At 45.1% G+C, this 21,593-nt stretch carries 13 protein-coding genes; 11 read left to right on the top strand and 2 right to left on the bottom strand.

Annotation, left to right across the window (positions count from 1 at the left end; all coding sequences use genetic code 11):
- Positions 1-19: 19 nt before the first annotated feature.
- The 11 genes from AB4Z50_RS23565 to AB4Z50_RS23615 all read left to right on the top strand — a co-directional run bounded on the left by AB4Z50_RS23565 (position 20) and on the right by AB4Z50_RS23615 (position 17,962).
- Positions 20-1,168: a GntR family transcriptional regulator gene (locus AB4Z50_RS23565; protein ID WP_441882770.1), complete on the top strand. Its 1,149-nt coding sequence runs from the start codon at positions 20-22 to the stop codon at positions 1,166-1,168.
- A 407-nt stretch (positions 1,169-1,575) separates the two neighbouring features.
- Complete coding sequence (locus AB4Z50_RS23570; RefSeq protein ID WP_076270042.1) at positions 1,576-2,982, top strand: ABC transporter substrate-binding protein; 1,407 nt, start codon at positions 1,576-1,578, stop codon at positions 2,980-2,982.
- A gap of 68 nt (positions 2,983-3,050) precedes the next feature.
- Positions 3,051-6,002: an extracellular solute-binding protein gene (locus tag AB4Z50_RS23575; RefSeq protein ID WP_441882773.1), complete on the top strand. Its 2,952-nt coding sequence runs from the start codon at positions 3,051-3,053 to the stop codon at positions 6,000-6,002.
- Between the two features lie 111 nt (positions 6,003-6,113).
- Positions 6,114-6,998: a carbohydrate ABC transporter permease gene (locus AB4Z50_RS23580; RefSeq protein WP_441883066.1), complete on the top strand. Its 885-nt coding sequence runs from the start codon at positions 6,114-6,116 to the stop codon at positions 6,996-6,998.
- A 4-nt stretch (positions 6,999-7,002) separates the two neighbouring features.
- Positions 7,003-7,875: a carbohydrate ABC transporter permease gene (locus AB4Z50_RS23585; RefSeq protein WP_441882775.1), complete on the top strand. Its 873-nt coding sequence runs from the start codon at positions 7,003-7,005 to the stop codon at positions 7,873-7,875.
- Positions 7,876-7,892: 17 nt separating this feature from the next.
- Positions 7,893-9,950 carry a YIP1 family protein gene (locus tag AB4Z50_RS23590; protein ID WP_441882777.1) on the top strand — a complete coding sequence of 686 codons (2,058 nt, stop codon included), beginning with the start codon at positions 7,893-7,895 and terminating at the stop codon, positions 9,948-9,950.
- 22 nt (positions 9,951-9,972) lie between these two features.
- Positions 9,973-12,564, top strand: coding sequence for a DUF5696 domain-containing protein (locus tag AB4Z50_RS23595; protein WP_441882779.1), 2,592 nt, complete (start codon positions 9,973-9,975; stop codon positions 12,562-12,564).
- Positions 12,554-13,438 (top strand): carbohydrate ABC transporter permease, encoded by an 885-nt coding sequence (locus tag AB4Z50_RS23600; RefSeq protein WP_076270038.1) that lies wholly within the window; start codon positions 12,554-12,556, stop codon positions 13,436-13,438. The genes AB4Z50_RS23595 and AB4Z50_RS23600 overlap by 11 nt, the downstream gene beginning before the upstream one ends.
- Before the next feature lie 15 nt (positions 13,439-13,453).
- Positions 13,454-14,407: a carbohydrate ABC transporter permease gene (locus tag AB4Z50_RS23605; RefSeq protein WP_441882781.1), complete on the top strand. Its 954-nt coding sequence runs from the start codon at positions 13,454-13,456 to the stop codon at positions 14,405-14,407.
- Positions 14,408-14,482: 75 nt separating this feature from the next.
- Positions 14,483-17,263, top strand: a complete 2,781-nt coding sequence (locus AB4Z50_RS23610; RefSeq protein WP_441882783.1) for an alpha-mannosidase — start codon at positions 14,483-14,485, stop codon at positions 17,261-17,263.
- Between the two features lie 150 nt (positions 17,264-17,413).
- Complete coding sequence (locus tag AB4Z50_RS23615) at positions 17,414-17,962, top strand: SGNH/GDSL hydrolase family protein (protein WP_339208579.1); 549 nt, start codon at positions 17,414-17,416, stop codon at positions 17,960-17,962.
- A gap of 63 nt (positions 17,963-18,025) precedes the next feature.
- On the opposite strand, the gene AB4Z50_RS23620 is transcribed toward AB4Z50_RS23615, so the two are convergent.
- Both AB4Z50_RS23620 and AB4Z50_RS23625 read right to left on the bottom strand, forming a co-directional pair.
- Positions 18,026-18,826 (bottom strand): creatininase family protein, encoded by an 801-nt coding sequence (locus AB4Z50_RS23620; RefSeq protein ID WP_441882786.1) that lies wholly within the window; start codon positions 18,824-18,826, stop codon positions 18,026-18,028.
- A 40-nt stretch (positions 18,827-18,866) separates the two neighbouring features.
- Entirely contained in the window at positions 18,867-21,593 is a 2,727-nt protein-coding gene (locus AB4Z50_RS23625) for a glycoside hydrolase family 10 protein (RefSeq protein WP_441882788.1), read from the bottom strand.

A 21,593-nucleotide genomic window follows, 5' to 3' on the forward strand; every position in this document is an offset into this window, starting at 1 on the left:
ACGGATAGACTGGAAGTGAATGAGCATGCAGTCCGATAACAAACCTTTGTATATGGTCATTCTTGAGGATCTCAAGGAAAAGATAAAATCGGGTGAATATTTGCCTGATCAACAACTTCCAACAGAAGTGGAATTGGCAGAGAAGTCAGGGGTTAGCCGCATTACATCGAAGCGCGCATTAATCGAGCTGGAACGGGAAGGCCTAATATACAGGAAGCGCGGAAGCGGGAGCTTCGTCAAAAAACAAGAGATTTATATCGAATCCGATACAGGCACCTCAAATGCCAATCGGATTATTTCAATGATTCTTCCTTATATGGCGACACATGAATCGGACTATATAACCGGAGCATCGGACTATTTGGACGATAAAGGTTATTATTTAAGCATTCATAACAGCAATTGGAGCAGGGACAAAGAGAAGGAGCTGCTCGTTCGAATACCTAAAAACGGTTCAAGCGGCATCATATTGTATCCGATCAGCACCATTAGCAATATCGATTTGATCAATGCTATTTATTGGAACGACTACCCGATTGTAACGATTGATCAGTACTTTGAAGGCATTCCGATTACGAGCGTTACTTCAAATAACTTTGAAGGCGGTTATGAGATAGCGAAGCAGCTGCTTGAGTTTGGCCATGAGCGAATTGCTTTTGTTTCCAGCATCAGCATCGAATTTCGCAGTTCGGTGCGCGACCGGTATCAAGGCTACTGCAATGCGCTGAAGGATTACAAAATTCCGATTGATCCTGACTTAATCGTTTCGGATTTCTATAGACAAGTAGATGAAACAAATAGCAAAACCTTCTATAAATCAATGATTGCTTCGCTGATTCAGGCTGGAGTAACAGCGATTCAAGTTGAGCATGATCACCTTGCCGTCGATCTTCTTAAAAACGCGATTGAAATGGGATTGCAAGTTCCAGGACAGCTTTCAATTGCCGGCTTCGACGATCATATCATTGCTCAGCATGTAGAGGTTCCACTTACGACCGTAGCCCAAGATTATAACGAAAYAGGCCGTAAAGCGGCTGAATTAATCGTTAATCGAATTGAACGAGCTGATTTTTCACCGCAAAAATTACAGGTTCCCGTTCGTGTGGTAGAAAGAGACTCCATTGGCGTGCAGACGGTAGATGATCAAGCCTCGGTCAAATCGGTATAGGCAATCTATTGTTCTGCGTCATTCATTTTAGTGTAAAAAGCTGGCCATTATGGCCAGCTTTTTTATTTGGTATAATCAATAATGTATTTTACTATATTAAGTATATTCATTGTTTACAAAAAATAGTATTGCGATTATAATAACTTTTGTAAGCAGGCTAAAAGATATATCTAATTACATAGCAAAGTCGGTTTGTAATTGAAGTGATGCACCTTGAGAACGAACCGATTGTACAACAATGGATATATCGGTTATTTTTGCTTGCGAAGAATGTAAGCGCTTTATAACTGGTTTTATTATGCCGTTAAGGAGGGCTGTTCGGTATTTCTGTCTAGAGCTTGGTTAAAGCGTTTCGTAATCATGTCTTTTTAAAATTTCAATCCAATATGAATGATGGGGGATTTTAAATGAAAAAGCTGAAATTACGCTCGTTTGCAGTCATTGCTTTAATACTCATGGTTTCAATTGTAGGATGCTCCGGAAAAAATGGTGCTAACAGCAATCAAGGGAAAGAAACGAATGCAGTTTCTCCGACAAATGCTGAACCAACAACAGAAGCGACTGTGGCGCCGGAAGAGAACAAATACGATTTAAAAGGTCAGACGATTAAAATCGGCGTATGGTACGACGGAGCAGATCCAAGATTAGTAGAAGAAAAAGGTCCCGCAGAAGAAGCACAAATCAAATTGATTGAAGATGCGGAGAAAAAATATAACGGCAAAATTGAATTTGTAAAGTTCGGCGACTATGGAAAGTATATTGAAAATTTTACGACGACCTCTCTCTCAGGCACACCGTTTGCGGATATCGTTCGGATCGAGCTTTTCTGGGCGTTTCCACAGCTTGTGAACAAACAGTTCATTCAGCCAGTTGATGAATTTTTGGATTTGAATGATCCGAAATATATTAGCTGGATGAAGGTTGGAGGAAGTTATGACGGCAAGCAATACGGGATGACGGATTCAGCTCCTTCTCCGTACGGCATGTTTTATAACAAAACGCTCGTTCAGAAGCTTGGCCTAGAGGATCCATACGAGCTTCAACAAAAAGGCGAATGGACATGGGATAAATTCCGTGAATTTGCAAAAACAGCAACGAAGGATACAGACGGCGATGGAAAAACAGATGTATTTGGCGTAACCGGGGCTTACGGTAAAGTTAAAGCATTTGCAGAGCAAATGGTCTACACGAACAACGGGGCTCTGGACAAGGATGCAAGTGGAGAATACAAATTCGCTATGAATAGTGAAAATGCGATTGAGTCCTTGCAGTTCATTTCTGATCTCTACAACACAGATAAATCGATCATGCAGCCGGTTCCTGAGGATGCAGCGAAAGAATTCATCGCTGGCAAAGGCGTTATCTATGCAGGATTCAGCTGGGAGCTTGGCACGTTTGTCGATAGTATGAAGGATCAACAACTTGGTTATGTTTTCTTCCCGAAAGGCCCTAAGGCTGATCGCTATGTTTCCTACACACCGTTTGGCAATATGTTCATGGTAGCTAAATATTCGAAAAATGCTGAGGTTGCTGTGAAAATTCTTGATGAGATTAGTCTTCATGAAGAGGGCAGAAAGCTAGCCAATGAGTCATGGGAAACTTCTTACCCAAGTAAAGAGTCGCTCGATACTCGGAAACAGATGGCCGACAACATTGAGTATATCTCCTACTATGGCATTCCAGATGGCGAGAAGCTCTTTGAAGGTGTCGTCAAAGAAATTACAGAAGGCAAAGTATCGCCGTCCACTGCAGTTGACAAAATCAAACCGCAGTTTGAAGCGAACATGAACAAATTGCTTCAAGACAACAAATAAAATTTTGTCAAAAACTCTCGGCAGGCTCCTATTTTAATAGAGAGCCTGCTAGGGAGGAGGGGGAAACGATGCGGCGACCAAGCGTTAAAGTCATTTCGTTATTGCTTCTGTCACTAGCTGTTTGTGTCTCCTTGTTTTTTCAGGAGTCCGCACTAAATGGCACGGTTACTGCTGAAGGAACATCGGCAAGCAATCGGAATACCCATTCGACGGCTTTAGATGCGCCATATGAAAAGGGTGGTTATGACGAATACTTGTCTAAATATGATCCTATTCAACTGGCTGCTAACGATACGATTGTAATCGAAGGGGAGAGCTACAGCGAAGTTAAGGGAATGGAAGTTTCTATCGTTGAGAATAGAGCGGGCAACGAGGGACAAGCGGTTCTCACGGAAGATTCAGGTGCGATTTCCTGGGCATTCGAGGTTAAGCAAGAAGGACTATACAATCTCGGTATATATTTTTATAGCGAGCCGGGCAAGGATTCAGATATTGAACGGGAGCTGTTAGTGGATGGGCAATCGCCATTTAATGAAGCTAGAAGCATAACCTTCAATCGAATATGGAAAAACGAGAAGCAAAGCTTCGATCGCGATGCAAGGGGAAATGATCTGCTGCCTAACCAAATCGAAGAGTATATGTGGCAGGAAAGCTTAATTAAAGATAACACGGGCTTTTATGAAGAGCCTTTTTTATTTTATTTCTCGAGAGGCCAGCATACACTGACGCTGACTTCGGTTAAAGAGCCGCTCGTCATCGATTGGCTGATGCTGTCTGCACCGGAAATTGCTCCTACATATGCAGAGGTTGCCAGCAAGTATAAAGAAGATGGGCTAAAGCAGGCTGCAGACGTTTCGATCAAGCTTCAAGCAGAGCAAGCTTTATACAAATCTACGCCAAGCTTGCTGCCTTATAATGATCGTTCTTCTCCCGCGGTCGAACCTTACCATGTATCAAAGCTTCGCAATAATGCAATGGGTGGATGGGCATGGAGAATGCCGGGACAATGGATTGAATGGGAAATTGAAGTAGAGCAAGAAGGGCTCTATCAAATCGCTTTGAAAAACCGTCAAAACTATTTGAATGGCATGTCTGCGCTGCGCTCCATTTATATAGATGGGAAGCTGCCCTTTAAGGAGTTGAAAGAGGTTCAGTTTCCATATAACCATTCTTGGCAAATGAATGTTTTGGGAACGAGCAAAGATGAGCCTTATTTATTCCATCTCACTAAAGGCAAGCATCGGTTGCGGATGGAAGTGACTTTGGGCGAGCTGGCGCCAATTCTGCGATCGGTGGAAACGAGCATTCTTGAGCTAAATGCCATGTATCGCCAAATCATCAGCTATACAGGTACCGTTCCGGATACCTTTCGTGATTACAATCTGGAACAGCGCATCCCTGAAATGATTGAAGTGTTTGAGAAACAAAGCGAGCTGCTCTATAGCATTGCGAGCAGTATGGAAGGACCATCCGAGAGTGGAAATGACCGTACAGCGATTATTAATAGACTAGCGTATCAGCTTAAGGACATGGCGGGCCGCCCGGAATCCGTGCCATCACGGATCGAAGCATTTAAGACGAATGTTGGCGCGCTTGGCTCATGGATGCTTACGATCAATGAACAGCCGCTTGCTTTGGATTATTTGATCGTTAGCTCGCCAGAAGCAAAGCTGCCGAAGCCCGAAGCAACCAGATGGGCAAAGATGTTAACAGGGATCAAATCGTTCGCAGCATCCTTTAGTGAAAACTACGATGATTTCTCGGATGAAGAAGAGACGAAGCAAAGCGTTACTGTATGGGTAACATCGGCTCGTGACCAAGCACAAGTCATTAAACGATTGATAGATGATCGTTTTACGAGTACGACGGGCATACATGTGAATTTAAAACTCGTAAGCGCGGATGTGCTTCTACCGTCAACCGTCTCGGGGAAAGGGCCGGATGTTGCTTTGCAGGTTGGCAACGACTTGCCGATGAATTACGCGAGCCGCAGCGCTCTTCAGGATTTATCTGCGTTTCCAGATTATCCGGAAGTACAGCAGCAGTTTCTAGCAAGCGCCATGGTGCCTTATGAATATAAAGGAAGCTATTACGCATTGCCTGAGCAGCAAACGTTTCCGATGATGTTTTTCCGAAAAGATATATTGGAGGATGAGCTGCATTTGAAAGTGCCGGAAACGTGGCAGGATGTCTATGATATGCTGCCTACGCTCCAGAAGCATAACTTGCAGTTTGGTTTACCACAAAAACCGCTTGATTCCATTGGCAATGAGCTTGCAACGACGAATATTATGACGCTTCCGCCCAATCCTGCATTTGCGATGTTTCTGCTTCAGCAAGGCGGCCAGTTTTATAAGGACGGTGGTAAATCGAGTGATTTGGATTCAGAGACATCGATTTCGGAGTTCAAGAAGTGGACCGATTTTTATGTCAATTATAAAATTCCAATCGCAGCTGATTTCGCAAACCGCTTCCGAACAGGCGAAATGCCAATCGGTATCGTCGATTATACGATGTATAACAAGCTGACTGTTTTTGCACCTGAGATCAAAGGGCTGTGGTCATTTGCGCCTGTTCCAGGCGTTGCTGCTGCCGATGGTTCCTTCCACCGCGAGGTAGGCAGCGGAGGCTCGGCATCGATTATGTTCAAGCAAGCGAAAAACAAAGAAGAGGCGTGGACCTTCTTGAAATGGTGGACAGGCAAAGACACGCAGGTTGCTTTTGGTAGACAAATGGAAATTCGAATGGGTGCTGCTGCTAGATACCCAACGGCAAATATGGAAGCGTTAGCTTCACTTCCTTGGCCAACGAAGGATTTTCAAATGCTGCAGGAGCAAATGAAATGGGTTAAGGGCATACCAGAGGTTCCGGGTGGATATTTGACAGGCAGAAATATCGATAATGCATTCCGCCGTGTTGTCGTTCAAGGAGAAGATCCGCGTGAAACGATGGACAAATATGTAAGGGCGATGAATGAGGAAATTACATTAAAGCGCAAGGAATTTAATCTTCCTTATTAGAAACGAGGGGCTTAAATGAAACAGCAGTTAGCAGCCCGCCCCGTAACAAGGGGGAAAGGCGATTCACGTATTCTAGCTCACGGGAAAGAGCTGAAGCCAAAATTAACGCGCATGTTTGTTGAAATGAAAAAAAGTAAACACGCTTATGTGCTGCTGGCACCATACTTTATTATTTTCTTCACATTTACTGTACTCCCTGTGCTATTATCGCTGCTGCTCAGCTTTACGAATTTTAATTTTCTTGAGAAGCCTAGGTGGATTGGCTGGCAAAACTATTCAAGATTACTCGTTCAAGACGATATTTTTCTGATTGCGGTAAAAAACACGTTTTTGTTCGCGGCCATTACGGGGCCGATTAGTTACTTGGCATGCTTCTTATTTGCATGGCTTATTAACGAGCTAAGGCCGAAGATAAGAGCTTTTCTTACGCTCGTCTTGTATGCGCCATCGATTGCGGGCAATACCTATTTGATTTGGCAGCTATTGTTCGCAAGCGACTCTTATGGTTATGCGAACTCCTTTCTAATGAAGTGGGGCTTCATTATGGAGCCGATTCAGTGGCTGCAAGATACGAGGTATGTGCTGGGTATTCTCATTCTCGTTCAGCTATGGCTAAGTCTCGGCACATCCTTTCTAGCCTTTATCGCAGGGCTGCAAAATGTAGATCGCACCCTGTACGAAGCGGGAAGCATTGACGGCATTCGCAACCGCTGGCAGGAATTATGGTTCATAACACTGCCTGCTATGCGTCCACAGCTGATGTTTGGTGCGGTTATCCAAATTACGTTGGCGTTCTCCATCGCAGAGATCTCCATCTATATGATCGGTTTTCCAAGTGTGGATTACGCAGCACACACCATTGTTACCCATTTGGTTGATTACGGATCCATTCGGTATGAGATGGGCTATGCGTCGGCGATTGCCACGGTATTGTTCAGTATCATGCTCCTTACAAATCTCTTAACGCAGAAGCTGCTCGGAAAAGTGGGTGAGTAGAGGGATGAAACGATCTTTTAAAGTGTCAAAGAGGCTGAATCGTTCCTTGTCAGTCGATATACTGCTGTTTCTGCTGCTTGGCGGCGTCGCTTGTTTTATGGCATTGCCGCTTGTGTTCACGATCAGCAATGCATTTAAGCCGTTGGATGAAATTTTCTCCTTTCCTCCAAAGCTGTTCGTTCGAAATCCTACTTTCAAAAATTTCAGAGATTTGCTTGGTATATTCAGTGATTCATGGGTGCCCTTCTCAAGATACGTATTCAATACTTTTTTCATTGCTATCATGGGCACCGTGGGGCATGTCATATTTGCTTCGGCAGCGGCTTACCCTCTTGCCAAGCTTAAATTTCCGGGGAAACGAGTGTTGTTCTCGCTCGTTGTACTCTCCCTTATGTTTACCGCCTACGTTACACAAGTGCCGAACTACATGATCATATCGTGGCTTGGTCTGATTAATACGTATTGGGCGATCTTGCTGCCTGCTTTCGGCATGACTCTAGGATTGTATCTCATGAAGCAATTCATGGAGCAAATCCCGGATGCTCTGCTAGAAGCAGCCAAAATTGACGGAGCGAGTGAATACCGAATTTATTGGCAAATTATTATGCCGATCGTTAAGCCAGCTTGGCTGACGTTAATTATTTTCTCCTTGCAAAGCTTATGGACAAATGGTTCAGTAACGAGCCACAAATATATTTACAGCGAGCAATTAAAAACGGTAGATTACGTTTTTGGCCAAATCGCAAGCGGAGGACTTGTTAGAACAGGACCGGTAGCTGCAGTAACACTGCTGATGATGCTTGTGCCGATCACCGTATTTATCGTAACGCAGAGCAATATTATTCAAACCATGTCTACATCAGGCTTGAAGGAATAACAGGAGGGAAGCAACGGATGAAGAGAATCATCGCCGCGTTATTTATCGCATCGCTCATGATCGGTGCGGCCGCTCCTGTTGCAGAAGCCGCAATAGATACCTATCAGTATTCCTATTGGGGAGATGCTGTGCCCTCGCCGAATGCATACAAAATGGAGCAAGTCATTTACGGTGACAACTGGAGCAGTGGACGTCTTGCTTCGCCAATGGATATGTTCGTTGGCAGGGATGAGCGAATATACATTGCGGATACGGGCAATAACCGAATCATTATATTGAACAAGGAATTTCAAGAAGAACTGGTCATTTCCAAATTTAATAATGAAGGAAAAGAAGATGCGCTGAATAAGCCGGAGGGGGTATTTGGCACAAACGATGGACTCATCTATGTGGCAGATACACTCAACCGAAGACTTGTCGTATTTGATACTGCGGGTAAGTTCATACGAGCAATAGGCGAGCCTAAATCAACGCTGCTGCGGCCAGGGTTTCAGTACGCGCCAATTAAGGTAGCCGTTGATAAAGCGAAGCGAATATTAGTCGTTAGCCGCGGGTCTTACGAAGGAATGATGGAGTTTGACGATGAAGGGCAGTTTATCGGCTTTATTGGAACGAACCGCGTAAAGTTCAGCCCGATTGATCTGTTCTGGAAACGGATATCGACCAAAGCACAGAGACAGCAAATGGAGCAGTTCATACCGCTTGAATTTAACAATCTCGATCTTGATGAGGACGGGTTCATCTACACCTCAACCTCAGAAGAGGATTCGAACCGGCCGATCAAACGGCTGAATCCATCGGGAGCTGATATTTTGCGGAGCAAGGGTTATTTTCCGCCCAAGGGTGATATTGGCACTTTGAAGACGGGTACCAATCCGGGCAGCTCCATATTCATCGATGTGGCTGCGGATCAAGCTGGCATGTATTCCGCGCTTGATTCTAAGCGGGGACGGATATTTACTTACGACAAGGATGGAAATCTGCTGTACGTGTTTGGAGGGTTAGGAAGCAAGCAGGAGAATTTCCGTACCCCCTCTGCCATTGAAATTATGGATGATCATATACTTGTGCTGGATAAAGATAACGGACGATTGACCGCATTTGAGCCAACCCGCTATGGCAGCTTGATTAGGGAAGCCGTTATTTCGCTTTATCATGGCAAAACAGAGCAATCCACAGCCGCTTGGGAGAAGGTGCTTCAGCTAAACGGAAATGTGGAGGTGGCCTATTTAGGCATCGGCAAATCTCTGCTCAAAAAAGGCGAATATCATGAGGCGATGTCTTATTTCAAGCTTGGGAACAACAGGGAGTATTACTCCGAAGCCTTTAAGGGTTATCGAAAAAGCATCGTGCTCGCGCATTTTGGCACTATTGTTCTCGTTGTTGCACTAGCTGTTGTACTTGGTTTTGCCATCATGAAGTGGAATCGGAGAAAGGTGAATGGTCAACACTTTCAGGAGTTCGGCATTATCAAAAATCCTTTCTACACGATGATGCATCCCTTTAATGGCTTCTGGGAAATGAAGTACGAGCAAAAGGGCAGGCTCAAGCTCGCTTTCGGCATTGTGTTTCTGCTTGTCATCTTCACCATTATTAAGCGGCAATACAGCGGCTTCGTCGTCAATTTCAACAACCCAAGCCAATTGAACAGCTTGAACGAATTAACTTTTATCGTATTGCCTTTTGTTCTGTGGTGTGTTGCGAACTGGTCCTTAACGACCTTGATGGATGGTGAAGGTAAATTCAAGGAAATTTTGATGGCGACAGCTTATGCGATGATGCCATTGGTTATCATTTATTTGCCTCAAACGCTGTACAGCAATTTAATTACAGGCAGCGAAAGCTCGTTCTATTATTTGCTTGATGGGGTTGCCCTGATCTGGTCAGCATGGCTGCTGTTCACAGGTACGATGACGGTGCATCAATATTCAGCTGGGAAAACGGTTATTACGATGCTGCTTACACTCGTTGTCATCGGAATTATTGTTTTTATCGGGGTATTATTATTCAGCATGCTCCAGCAGATGATCAGCTTCGCCATTTCTGTCTATAAGGAATTATCGTTCAGATTGTAGCGTGCGGGAAGGAGAGATGGTCGTGACAGGTAAGAGGAAGATGTCCAGCATCCTATTCGCGGCACTGCTTGCGAGCGTTGTTGCTGCAAGTGCGGCAGGCTGCAGTAAGAAGGAAGAAGCTGGAGCGCAGATAAACCTCGTTACAAATGAAGCCGAGGCCGTCTCTGCTCAGCAGGAAGACCGGGTGATTGGGGCAGGACGTAAATCAACTGCGGTCAACACGGATAAAGAGCTGCAAGCGTTGTCAGCGATGGAATTAGTGAAAGAAAATGACGCGCTTCAGCTCTATATCAACCGTGAAACGGCAGAAATTGCCCTAAAGGACAAACGCGACAGCTACGTCTGGTTTTCAAACCCGGTAGAGAGAAGCGAGGATCAGAAAGCTTCGCCTTTGTACCATTCAGAGCTATCCTCACAGGTGCTGCTTACTTACTACAATGAAAAAGGGCAGGTCAATGCTTTCAACAGCTATGATGATAGCGTCGCTAAGCAGCAATTCGAAATAACGGACGAAGAGAACGGGATCAAAGTCGTTTATCGACTAGGCAATATTGCCAAAGGTTTTGCTAATATTCCAAAGGTAATCAGCAAAAAAAGATTTCAAGAGCAAATCTTGGATCAGATTGCCGATGAAGAGCTGAGGAAAAGTGTTGAATACAAATTCAGCTTTGATGAGGCAAAACAAATTTATGTCGTCCGCAAGCTGCAGGATTACGTAGCGGAGGAAATCTCTGCGGCACTTGAATCTGCGGGCTACACAGCGGAAGATGCGCAGCAGGATAACGAAGAGAACGGCGCAGCCGATGCTGCATCAGCCGCAAGGGCAGAGTTTACGATTCCAATTCAGTACACGCTGGATAATGAGCAGCTTGTCGTAACGATTCCGGGCAAGGAGCTGCAATTCAATGCGGAATATCCAATTGCCAGCGTACAGGTGCTTAAACATTTTGGCGCTGCTGGTGTGAAGGAATCGGGATACTTGTTCGTGCCTGACGGCGCAGGCGCTCTAATCGAGCTGAACAGCGGAAAGCTCCAAGCGGAACCCTATAATTTGCCTGTGTACGGCAATGACGATACGTACAATGTGAAAGAGAAAATACAGACGAATGAGATGACAAGGCTGCCGGTATTTGGGCTTAAGCGATCCGACCATGCTTTGTTTGGGATCATTGAAAATGGAGATGCGATGGCAAGCATCACAGCAGATGTAAGCGGACGAAACGACTCCTATAATACCGTTGGCAGCAAGTTTCAAATTTCATCAATGGACTTTTACACGCTTACGTCGGGGACAAAAACGAGCTCCGTGCCGATGTTCCAAAAGAAAAGGTACGAAGGCGACTTATCCATAAGATATTCCTTTCTTAGCGGTGAAACATCCGATTATGTAGGAATGGCTGCTGAATATCGCAATTACTTAATCCAAAAATTCAATATACAAAAGCTGGATATAGTCGAGGATTCGCCGTTTGTGATGGAACTGGTAGGAGCATTCCGGGTAGATAAATCATTCCTCGGAATACCGTATGAAACAACACAATCGCTAACCAGCTTTGCTGAAGCGAAAAACTTGCTGCAAGAGCTGATGAATACGGATATCCACCATATCGATTTGCGTTATGTCGGGTGGTTTAATGATGGTATTCGGCACAGCTCGCCAGCAAGTATCAAAGTAGTGAATAAGCTGGGAGGCAAAGAAGGGCTTCGTGAGCTAGCTGATTTTGCACAGAAAAACGGGATCGGCTTCTACCCGGATACAGCCTTTTTGGAAAAATACAAAGGTTCCAGCGGATCGGCTACATGGCTTGATCGCGGAGAAGCAAAGGTTTATCAATATAATCCGGTTATGTACGATCAGGATACTTCGAAATTTTCCCACTATATCTTATCGCCTGCTGCGCTGCCGAAGCAAATAAACGGTTTTTTGGCGGATTACAAAGCGCTCGGCCTGCACGGATTATCGCTAAGAGATATGGGAAATCAGGTCAATTCCGATTACAATCCGGATAAAACGATAACCCGTCAGGAAGCGCTGGAAATGATTAAGACACAGACAAATAAGCTGAGCCTTCAGACGCAATCGATCATGGTGAATGGCGGCAATGCATACAGCTTGCCTTATGCAGATGTAATCGTAAACGCACCGACCAAGAGCAGTCTGATGAATATTACAGATCAGGATATTCCGTTTTATCAAATTGCATTGCATGGCTATTATGATTTGGCTGGCTCACCTTACAACATGGATGATAAACAAAATCCTCGTCTATCGATGCTGAAGGCGCTGGAAACGGGCTCGAGCTTATATTATCAATGGTACGCCAGTGACTCAACGAAAGTGAAGGACACCGACTACGATAATCTTTATGCTTTGAACTACAAAGATTGGCTAGATGAAGCGGTGCAGCTCTATAAGGAAGCGAATGGCGTATTGTCGAAGGTTCGGAATCAGGTCATTGTGAAGCATCGACAAATCGTGCCGGGCGTCGCGGAAACGACATTTCAGAACGGTTATGTCATTACGATCAACTACAATAATAAGGCGATAGCAGTAGAGGGCATGCAGCTTGCAGCTCAAAGTTATCAGGTAGGCGGTGAGGCAGATGTTCAATAAGCCATTGACCTTGGCGCAGAAAAAAGCATGGTGCGGAGTGCTGTTCGCCACGCCATTAATGCTGGGATTAGTCATGCTGTTTATCATGCCGCTCATTCAATCCTTACGTTTCAGCTTAAGCTCAATAAGTTTGGTTGAAGGCGGCTTCGCAGTAAAGTATGAGGGTTTCGCAAACTTTCGTCATCTATTTCTGACAAATGCAGATTTTCCGCGCAGGCTGACTGAATCGGTTACAGATATGATCGTTAATGTGCCAATCATCATCGTATTCAGTCTCTTTGCAGCGGTGCTATTGAATCAGAAGTTCAGAGGAAGAGCGATGGCAAGGGCAGTCTTTTTTCTACCCGTTATTCTAGCATCTGCGGCTATAGCCAATATGGACATTAGCAGCTTTGTTGGAAGCTCTTCTTCATCTAGCGGAAGCGGAAACCTTATGCAGAGCTTCGAGCTGAAAAAGATGATGATGGAGTCCGGCTTGGCGCCTGTATTCGTAAATTATATTTCGGATGCGGTTGACCGAATCTATGAAATTATTAGCTCCTCCGGCGTCCAAATTCTTATCTTTCTTGCGGGCTTGCAATCCATTTCACCCTCACTGTACGAATCTGCAAGAATTGAGGGGGCAACGGGCTATGAGATTTTCTGGAAAGTTACATTCCCAATGATGACGCCGCTTATTCTGACGAATTTAATTTATTCCATTATTGATTCATTCAATAACAATTCGGTTAACGCACTTATTTCGGAAACGGCATTCAAAACGTTTGAGTTCGGGCAGAGCGCAGCGATGTCTTGGGTGTATTTTATCGTTGTCGCTATAGTACTCAGCCTATCGGCGGGCATCATTTCGAGAAAAGTGTTTTACTACGATTGAGAAGGAGGAGAGGCCATGAAGCTGCCGGCCATTCACGCGGAAAGGTTTCACCGCCACTATAATCCGGTCGAGAGATCGAAGCGATTGTTATGGACGTTGCTAAGGTCAGTACTCGTTTCTGGTTTTTGTTTTATTATATTATTTCCGCTATTTCTTCGTTTCTCGGTCGCATTCCGCAACAAAATTGATATCTATGATCCGACGGTGCTGTGGATTCCTAGAAACTTCACGTTGGACAATTTTAAAATTGCGATGGAAGCGACCCACTATTGGGCTACTCTACTGAATACGTTTTTGATATCGGCGGGAACGACTGCCATTCAACTCGCATCCTGTGCGCTAGCGGCATACGCATTTGCAAAGTTGAAGTTTAAAGGCAGCGGCATCCTCTTTGGATTCGTTATATTCACCATTGTTGTACCGCCGCAGACGATTATGATTCCCCTATATTTAACGTACAGGTACTTTGATATGTTCGGTTTAGTAGGTTTGTTTTCGAAGAGGGACAGCTTTAATCTAATTGATACCTTTTGGCCTTTCCTAATTTCATCCGCTACGGGAATGGGGCTCAAAAACGGTCTATATATTTATATTTTTCGGCAATTTTTCCGAGGCATTCCGAAGGAGATTGAAGAAGCGGCCGTTGTTGACGGCTCAGGTGTTTTTAAAACCTTCTATAAGATCATGCTGCCGAATGCCRTTCCTGCTATCGTTACGGTTGTGCTGTTCTCCTTCGTATGGCAGTGGAATGACAGCTATTATGTTTCGTTGTTTCTCAGCAAAGTAAAAGTATTGTCAACGCAGCTAGCAGACATGGGCTCTGTGCTTGGCAAAGAACCCGATCTTGTGTATCAATCCATGCTGCTGAATACAGGCGTTCTCCTGCTTATGCTCCCGCTTATTATTATGTACTTGTTCGTACAGCGCTACTTCGTCGAAAGTGTAGAGCGTACAGGCATCGTAGGCTAACGCAAGCAAAGTGAGCATTAATCGGCATTAGGCAAGAACGTGGAGCAGCGTCTTTGCTTTCATCCCAAACAGAGAATGGAGAAGGATACTTTGATATCATCTACTACTGTTCATATCATTTCACACACCCATTGGGACAGGGAATGGTACTTGCCATATGAGAAGCACCATGTTAGATTAATTGCGCTCATCGACCGTTTGCTTGAGACGCTGGAGCGAGATTCGGATTTCAAAAGCTTCCATCTTGATGGCCAGACGATTATATTAGAAGACTATTTGCAAATTCGTCCGGAAAAAAGAGCGCTGCTTGAGCAGTATGTTCGCGAAGGACGTATTCATATTGGACCGTGGTATATTTTGCAGGATGAATTTTTGACGAGCGGTGAAGCAAATGTACGCAATCTCGTTTATGGACACCGAGATGCTATGCAGTTCGGCAAAGTTGCAAAGGTGGGTTATTTTCCGGATTCGTTCGGGAACATTGGGCAAGCACCGCAGCTGATGCTGCAAGCAGGGATCGAGAATGCTGTGTTCGGACGCGGTGTGAAGCCAACTGGCTTTAATAATGAAGTTTCTCAAACGAAAGCCTACGAATCACCGTTCTCCGAGATGATTTGGGAGGCTCCTGACGGCTCAAGAGTGATCGGCATTCTGTTCGCCAATTGGTACAGCAACGGCAATGAAATTCCAACTGATCCTGAAGCTGCAGGTGCTTATTGGCAGCGTAAATTAAAGGATGTCGCCGAGTATGCTTCAACGCCCCACTGGCTCATGATGAATGGCTGCGATCATCAGCCGGTACAGACGGATGTAGCACAAGCTATTGCGACAGCGCAGCAGCTATTTCCGGAATATCAATTTGTCCATTCGAATTTTGAAGATTATATTGGGGCGGTAACCGCATCGCTTCCTGAGAAATTGTCCGTCGTCAAAGGTGAACTAAGAAGCCAGCATACCGATGGCTGGTCGACGCTAGTTAATACGGCATCTTCGCGAATCTATCTAAAGCAAATGAACCAAACAGGCCAGGCGCTGCTGGAGAAAGTGGCCGAACCGATAGCAGCCTTTGCTTATTTGACAGGCCATGCTTATCCTCATCATCTATTCACTTATGCTTGGAAAACATTGATGCAAAACCATCCGCATGACAGCATTTGCGGATGCAGTGTCGATGAGGTCCATGCAGAGATGGTGACCCGTTTTGCCAAAAGCAAGCATGTCGCCGAGAGCATAATCGAAGACAGTTTATCCGCAGTCGCTTCGAAGGTAGACACGAGCGGATTTGCTTCCTTTGGAGGGGTTGCTTCTTCACTCGTTGTTGTTAATACAACGGGCTGGCTGCGTTCTGGTATTGTTACCACTGATGTTGAGATCGAGCGCATCTATTTCAATAGTGGAATAGATTTTTATACGATGAAGCAGCGACTGAAGGAAATTGATTTAGCAGGTCTATACCTCGTGGAGTCAGAGGGCAGCAAGGTCTCCAGCGGCATAGAAGATCTAGGCGTACAATTCGGATACGATTTGCCCGAGGATCAGTTCCGTCAGCCTTATTTTGCTAGAAAAGTACGTATTCGATTTGAGGCGCACGGTGTACCAGCACTTGGCTACAAAACCTATGCGCTGATTAGAAATGATCATTCTAATCAGCTTCAAGCAGAAGAAGGCTCTCTAATTAGGAATGAACGAGAGATGGGCAATGATTATTTGACCGTAACGATCGCTGATGACGGTTCCTTGACTATTGTTGATCATCGTTCGAATGAAGTGCTACACAATCAGTGTATATATGAAGATACAGGAGACATCGGTAATGAGTATATGTACCGCCAGCCAAACGGTGACGTCCCGCTGACAACGAGAGGTCTTCAAGCCGAAATACGCATAACGGAAGATACACCTTTTCAAGCCAGCTTTGAAATTACGCACCAGATGTTAATCCCGAAGTCGGCAGAAGAGCTGTTGCAGCAGGAGAGAGAAGAGCTGATTTGGTTTACTGGACGAAAATCAGGCAGGTCGGATAAGCTTATTCCTTTTACGATTAAGACGAAGGTATCACTTAACAAAAACGGGCAAGCATTGCAAATAGAAACCACCTTTAACAACGAGGCTCTTGACCATCGTTTGCGTATGTTGTTCCCAGTAAACTTTCATTCGCAGACTCACTTGGCAGATTCAATCTTTGAAGTGGTGGAACGGGATAATACCCCTTCAGAGGAATGGAGAAACCCAAGCAATTGTCAGCATCAGCAAGCTTTTGTGACGTTGATTGGCGAGAAGCAGGGTGTTACGATCGCCAACCTTGGTTTAAATGAATATGAAGTTTTGCGAGATGAAGATGAAAACAATGCCATTGCGGTTACTTTGCTGCGTGCGGTGGGAGAGCTAGGTGATTGGGGATACTTCCCGACCCCTGAGGCGCAGTGTCTCGGCGAGCATACGGTTAAGCTTGAAATTATACCTTTTCCGGTGGAGAATCAACATGTAAAGTCGGAGTTCATTGGACATGGAGCTATGGCATCGATGAAGGAAGCTTATCAATATCAAATTCCATGGATAGTGAAGCAGACGGGTACACATGAGGGTGAGCTTCCAAGCCGTTTTTCCTTTATGCAATGGGAGGGTGACAAACTATGTTTGTCTGCTCTTAAGGTATCGGAGAACACGGGGGATTTGATCGCGCGCTGGTATAATCTATCACGAGATGAGCAAACGTTAAGCGTATACCCTTCGCTGGGCGTGAACGCAGCACATCGCAGCAGCGTTATGGAACAGAGGCTGGAGGAATCAGAGCTTGGCCGAATGGTGGTTTGTCCCGCTGAAATCATTACGCTGAGTTTAGATATTTCTTTGTAAATTAGCATATGGAGTATAACACACCCCTAACTGTCTTTGAGAAACGGTTGGGGGTGTGCTATATTTCAAGAGGGATGAGGATGACATGGACGTAAGCATCAAGTTTGCGGCATGGGCAAATATTATGAAAACAAGGGGAAGGTGTTACGGATGAAAAGAGTACTGCTGCTCGGAGATTCGATCCGAATGGGCTATGAACCGCTTGTGCGCGAGGCTTTGAATGAAACGGCAGAGGTTGTTGCACCTGAGGAGAACGGCAGATTTGCGAAACATACGTTATGGGGAGTTAACTTGTGGATTAGAGATCTGGGCAAACCAGATATCGTTCATTGGAACAACGGATTATGGGATTTGCATCATGAAGCGCCAATGGTCGAGGCACTCACTTCATTAGAAGAATATTTGGAAACGCTTAAACGGACGGCGAATGAGCTGCAAAGAACGGGTGCAAACATCATATTTGCAACAACGACGCCTGTTCCAGCCGATGCGATTGGGCGCAGCAATGCGGAGATTGATTTATACAATGCTGCAGCTGTAAAGCTGATGGAAAGCCTAGGCATACAAATAAATGATCTGAACGCTACCATAAAAGAAGATCTAGCGTTACATATTTGCGAGGACCGTTTGCACTTGTCTGAACGAGGAAATCGTAGATGCGCGGAGAAAGTCATCGAGCACATACATAAATATTTGTAATGTAAGGAATAAAGGAAATGGCAGTCCAAAGCCTGAAGCTAGGCCGGACTGCCATTTCTTGTTTTAACGGATAAAGTTCACATCGTCGCATCGATCAAAAAAAGCGGCTTGCTGCTGCAAAGAGGTTTCATCATTTTTGACAGCGTGTATAGCTTTGGAGAAGTTGCTTGCGCACATTGAAATATACTCCTTACCATACGCTGCCGTCGACAATGAAGGATCGCCCGCAATCTGATTTGGAAATTCCATATACCAATGGATGCCAGCGGACAGCCTATGCTCCGTTAGCGTTTGTCCAAGACCTTTGGACTCCCACTCGCCTGGATTCAAACGGTCCATATGGACAAGAGACGGATGAATATGAAGAATTTGCGATGTTTCCATATGATCGGCATGCCCATAGTCATCTGGCGTTTCATAGGATTGATCAAGATGAGCAAGCTGCTCGGCATTTAATTCCCATAGATTATAGGCGTACACAACATAATCCTTGCGTTCATCGAGCATCGTTTGGACGAAATAGCTCAGCAGATTGTTATTGCCGCCGTGCCCATTGGCCAAAATAATTTTGTTGAAGCCGTTGCGCCTAATTTCCTTGCACACTTCCTGCAAGAGGCGCAGCTGCAGCTCACTGCCAAGAGCAACTGTGCCTGCGTAATGCTTCACCTCGGATACTTGGCCGAAAATATAATAAGGAAAGATAACACAGGACTCTAATTGAGCTGACTTCTCTACGATTTCTCTAGCGATCATCATATCCGTTCCGAGGGGAAGATGATCGCCATGCTTTTCAAGACAGCCGATTGGCAGCACGCAGACTCGGTTCGTTGACTTAACGGCCGCCTCAAATTCCTTGACGGTCAAGTTTTCCCATAACATACAGTTGGTCCTTTCTGCGTGTTGTTTAGAGCGCTGCCTTGGATACATAAACGAGAATAATGGTTTCCAAATAATTAAGATCCGCAGCCATTCGTTTTTTAACTTCTATGTTCAAAGCACGATCCGATTCGATACGCTCCAGAAGCTTCTCTATTTTCTTAAGAGCTTCTTTGGCGTCCTTGCCGACTGATTTTTTATCCTTCCAGCTTTTTTCAAGCTGCTCCAGCTCTTTTACATATTTCTTATCGTTATCCATCCCATTGAACGTGACATAAATCTTTTTGATTTTGCGCTGCATTTCGGAAATGATCGTTTTGAAGGATGTTAAAACATCTTTGTCTGGGACGATGGCGGGTTTGCTGTAGAGACCTGCTAAAAGCGCCTTGTCATATTCATTTCCAAACAACGATTCAAATTCGAACAAAGCTGAGCCGGATACGCCTACTGCGACGGAGTCGTTAATTTGTTTAAGCAGCATCTCCTTCGTTAAGCCAAGATTCGTTCCGACACCAATGACGATCAGCGCCTTGTTGTTTGCGAGTGCAACGGAGTTTAAGGAATCAGTGGCAACAGATGAAGCGTCTGGATGATAGGACATCGGAAAGAGCTGGTCAATATAGTTTTTGGCAATCCAATCCTTTGGCTCTTGGTGCATGAACTCTGGCCCATTCACGTAGTTCGGCCATACGGCTGCGGAGACTCGGATATCCGGCTTCAATTTTTTGGCTTCACTGGAGATCCGATATACGAACTCATTAATCGTATTTTTTCTAAAATCAACCCACGCTTGCCAAAGGTTGTCGCCGGGACGAAGGTCGATCGGATCTGCGCCATGCTTCTGCTTGAACAGATTGCGCGTATAAGAGTCATAACCAAAATCGTTCGTGTAATCACCTGCATCGGGATAACGAATATAGTCCAAATGCAAGCCGTCTACTTTATATTTTTGAAGCAGCCCCTTATAAATTTCAGAAACAAAGTCCCGTACTTCAGGCCTTACAGGGTTGAGGAAATAGTACTGGGTGTTGTAAAGTGGAACGTCTTGATAATCATGGCCTTGTCTACTAATCATGGACCATTCCGGCTTAAGGCTTCTGACGGGACCTGCCATATTGCCAACGCCTACCAAAAAGTTTTCAACCCACGCATGAACCTCGATGCCTGCTTTTTTGGCTTCTGTTATATAGGCGTTCAATACGTCAAAACCGCCATAAATCGGATTTTGAGCAGCTAGCGGATGGCTCGTTGGGTAAATCGTAAAGCCATTCCACCACGTCTCTAAGTAAATGGAGTTGATATTTAAAGCGTGAAGCTTCGCAATATGCTGCTGAACCTGTTCGAGATTCGTTTCCTTCGGACGAATCCAAATGGATCGATGGTCTACAGCGCGGGATTCATAGCCCATGAAGCTGGCTTTCTCCACCCGTGCGTTCAGCTCTGCGAACTGAACCGCGAAGGAAGTGAAATCACCTTGTGCAATCTGGCTTTTCAAATCGACCAATGCTGCTTGTGCAGATGTAATTTGCTGTTCCATACCGTTATAGTTAATGTCTAGAAACTGCTGCTTGGAGAGAATAAGCTTTTGCTTCGCGGCATCTATTCCTATTTGCGCTTTATCCAGATAGGATTCTGGTGTGAACAGAAATAACGCTTGTTTCTTATCCGTGAGCAGCTTGAAGCTGCTGCCTATGGATACATGCTCGCTTAGCCAGCTTGCTTTGACGCCATGCCCGGATATGACATATCCGCCAGCTGGAATGGTAGAATTATTACCGCTCACCTGCGTGACCTTGCCTTCCGAGTTTACGACAACCTCGTATCCCCAAGGATTCGTTCCCGTTGCTGCGCCATAGCTGTTGTCGTAAATAATGAGCTGATCCGTTCCGCGGTGTCCGGGGTATGGTTCATTGCTGCCGTCATCCCAGCCTCCGGGATTATCTTCTCTCGTTCGCGGATTTAAGGCGTCGTATCCTATTTTGGAGGCTTCAACTAACACTTCATTGTTCATATTCAATTCAACGGCATCTCCAATCCGCACAGTTCCATTTAATTTGGCAAAAAACGGACTTTCAGCTTGAATAGAGAGAACGTATCCACTTGCAGGAATGGATGAGTTGTTATCGAGCCAATTGCCGCTAGTATCCTGCGTCATCGTTGCTATTCGCGTAACGGAACCTCCGTCAACGGTGATCTCCATGCCCCATGGATTTGTTTTTGTTGCAGGGCCGTATTCTGGCAAATACAGAACGATATCTGCCGCTCCGCGCCCTGCATTAACCTGAGTAATTGGAACGATCTCTTCATTAACGGTAAAATATTGGGCTGGATAAACCGAAATAGGAAAGCTCGTTGTAATGGAATCTCCAATCTTGAAGCCGCTGATCAATGAAGCTTTGTTTCCCGTTCCAGATATGACGTAACCGTTAGCAGGAATATAAGTGCCGTTAGTGCTGTTTGTGTATATGGCTGTAACGATATTGTTTGTAATGATGGCTTCTGTTGTCGGAACGAGCGGAGGTTTTGTTGTGGTTCCGTAGCTGCGGGTAAATATCATGAGGTTGTTGTCTTGACTCTCTTGATTAATGAGGTCAACGATGTGGTTTGTGCCGTCCTCAAGCGTAATGGATGGCTGGTCAGGAGAAGCGGGCTCTGAGAAGGCGGTTGAAGAAATGCTGATCAGAAGAAGGGCAACACAAAGAACGAGATTAAACAATCGTTTGGTCATCATGGCATACACCTCGAATCTTCTCAT

The sequence above is a fragment of the Paenibacillus sp. 2TAB26 genome, from assembly GCF_052115145.1.
GTDB lineage: Bacteria > Bacillota > Bacilli > Paenibacillales > Paenibacillaceae > Pristimantibacillus.

Bases quoted from the DNA above. Each gene is read 5' to 3' on its own strand.
- AB4Z50_RS23615 (WP_339208579.1), top strand. From the start codon at position 17,414: ATGAAAAGAGTACTGCTGCTCGGAGATTCGATCCGAATGGGCTATGAA.
- AB4Z50_RS23580 (WP_441883066.1), top strand. From the start codon at position 6,114: ATGTTTGTTGAAATGAAAAAAAGTAAACACGCTTATGTGCTGCTGGCA.
- AB4Z50_RS23625 (WP_441882788.1), bottom strand. From the start codon at position 21,593: ATGAGAAGATTCGAGGTGTATGCCATGATGACCAAACGATTGTTTAAT.
- AB4Z50_RS23575 (WP_441882773.1), top strand. From the start codon at position 3,051: ATGCGGCGACCAAGCGTTAAAGTCATTTCGTTATTGCTTCTGTCACTA.
- AB4Z50_RS23610 (WP_441882783.1), top strand. From the start codon at position 14,483: ATGGAGAAGGATACTTTGATATCATCTACTACTGTTCATATCATTTCA.
- AB4Z50_RS23585 (WP_441882775.1), top strand. From the start codon at position 7,003: ATGAAACGATCTTTTAAAGTGTCAAAGAGGCTGAATCGTTCCTTGTCA.
- AB4Z50_RS23570 (WP_076270042.1), top strand. From the start codon at position 1,576: ATGAAAAAGCTGAAATTACGCTCGTTTGCAGTCATTGCTTTAATACTC.
- AB4Z50_RS23600 (WP_076270038.1), top strand. From the start codon at position 12,554: ATGTTCAATAAGCCATTGACCTTGGCGCAGAAAAAAGCATGGTGCGGA.
- AB4Z50_RS23590 (WP_441882777.1), top strand. From the start codon at position 7,893: ATGAAGAGAATCATCGCCGCGTTATTTATCGCATCGCTCATGATCGGT.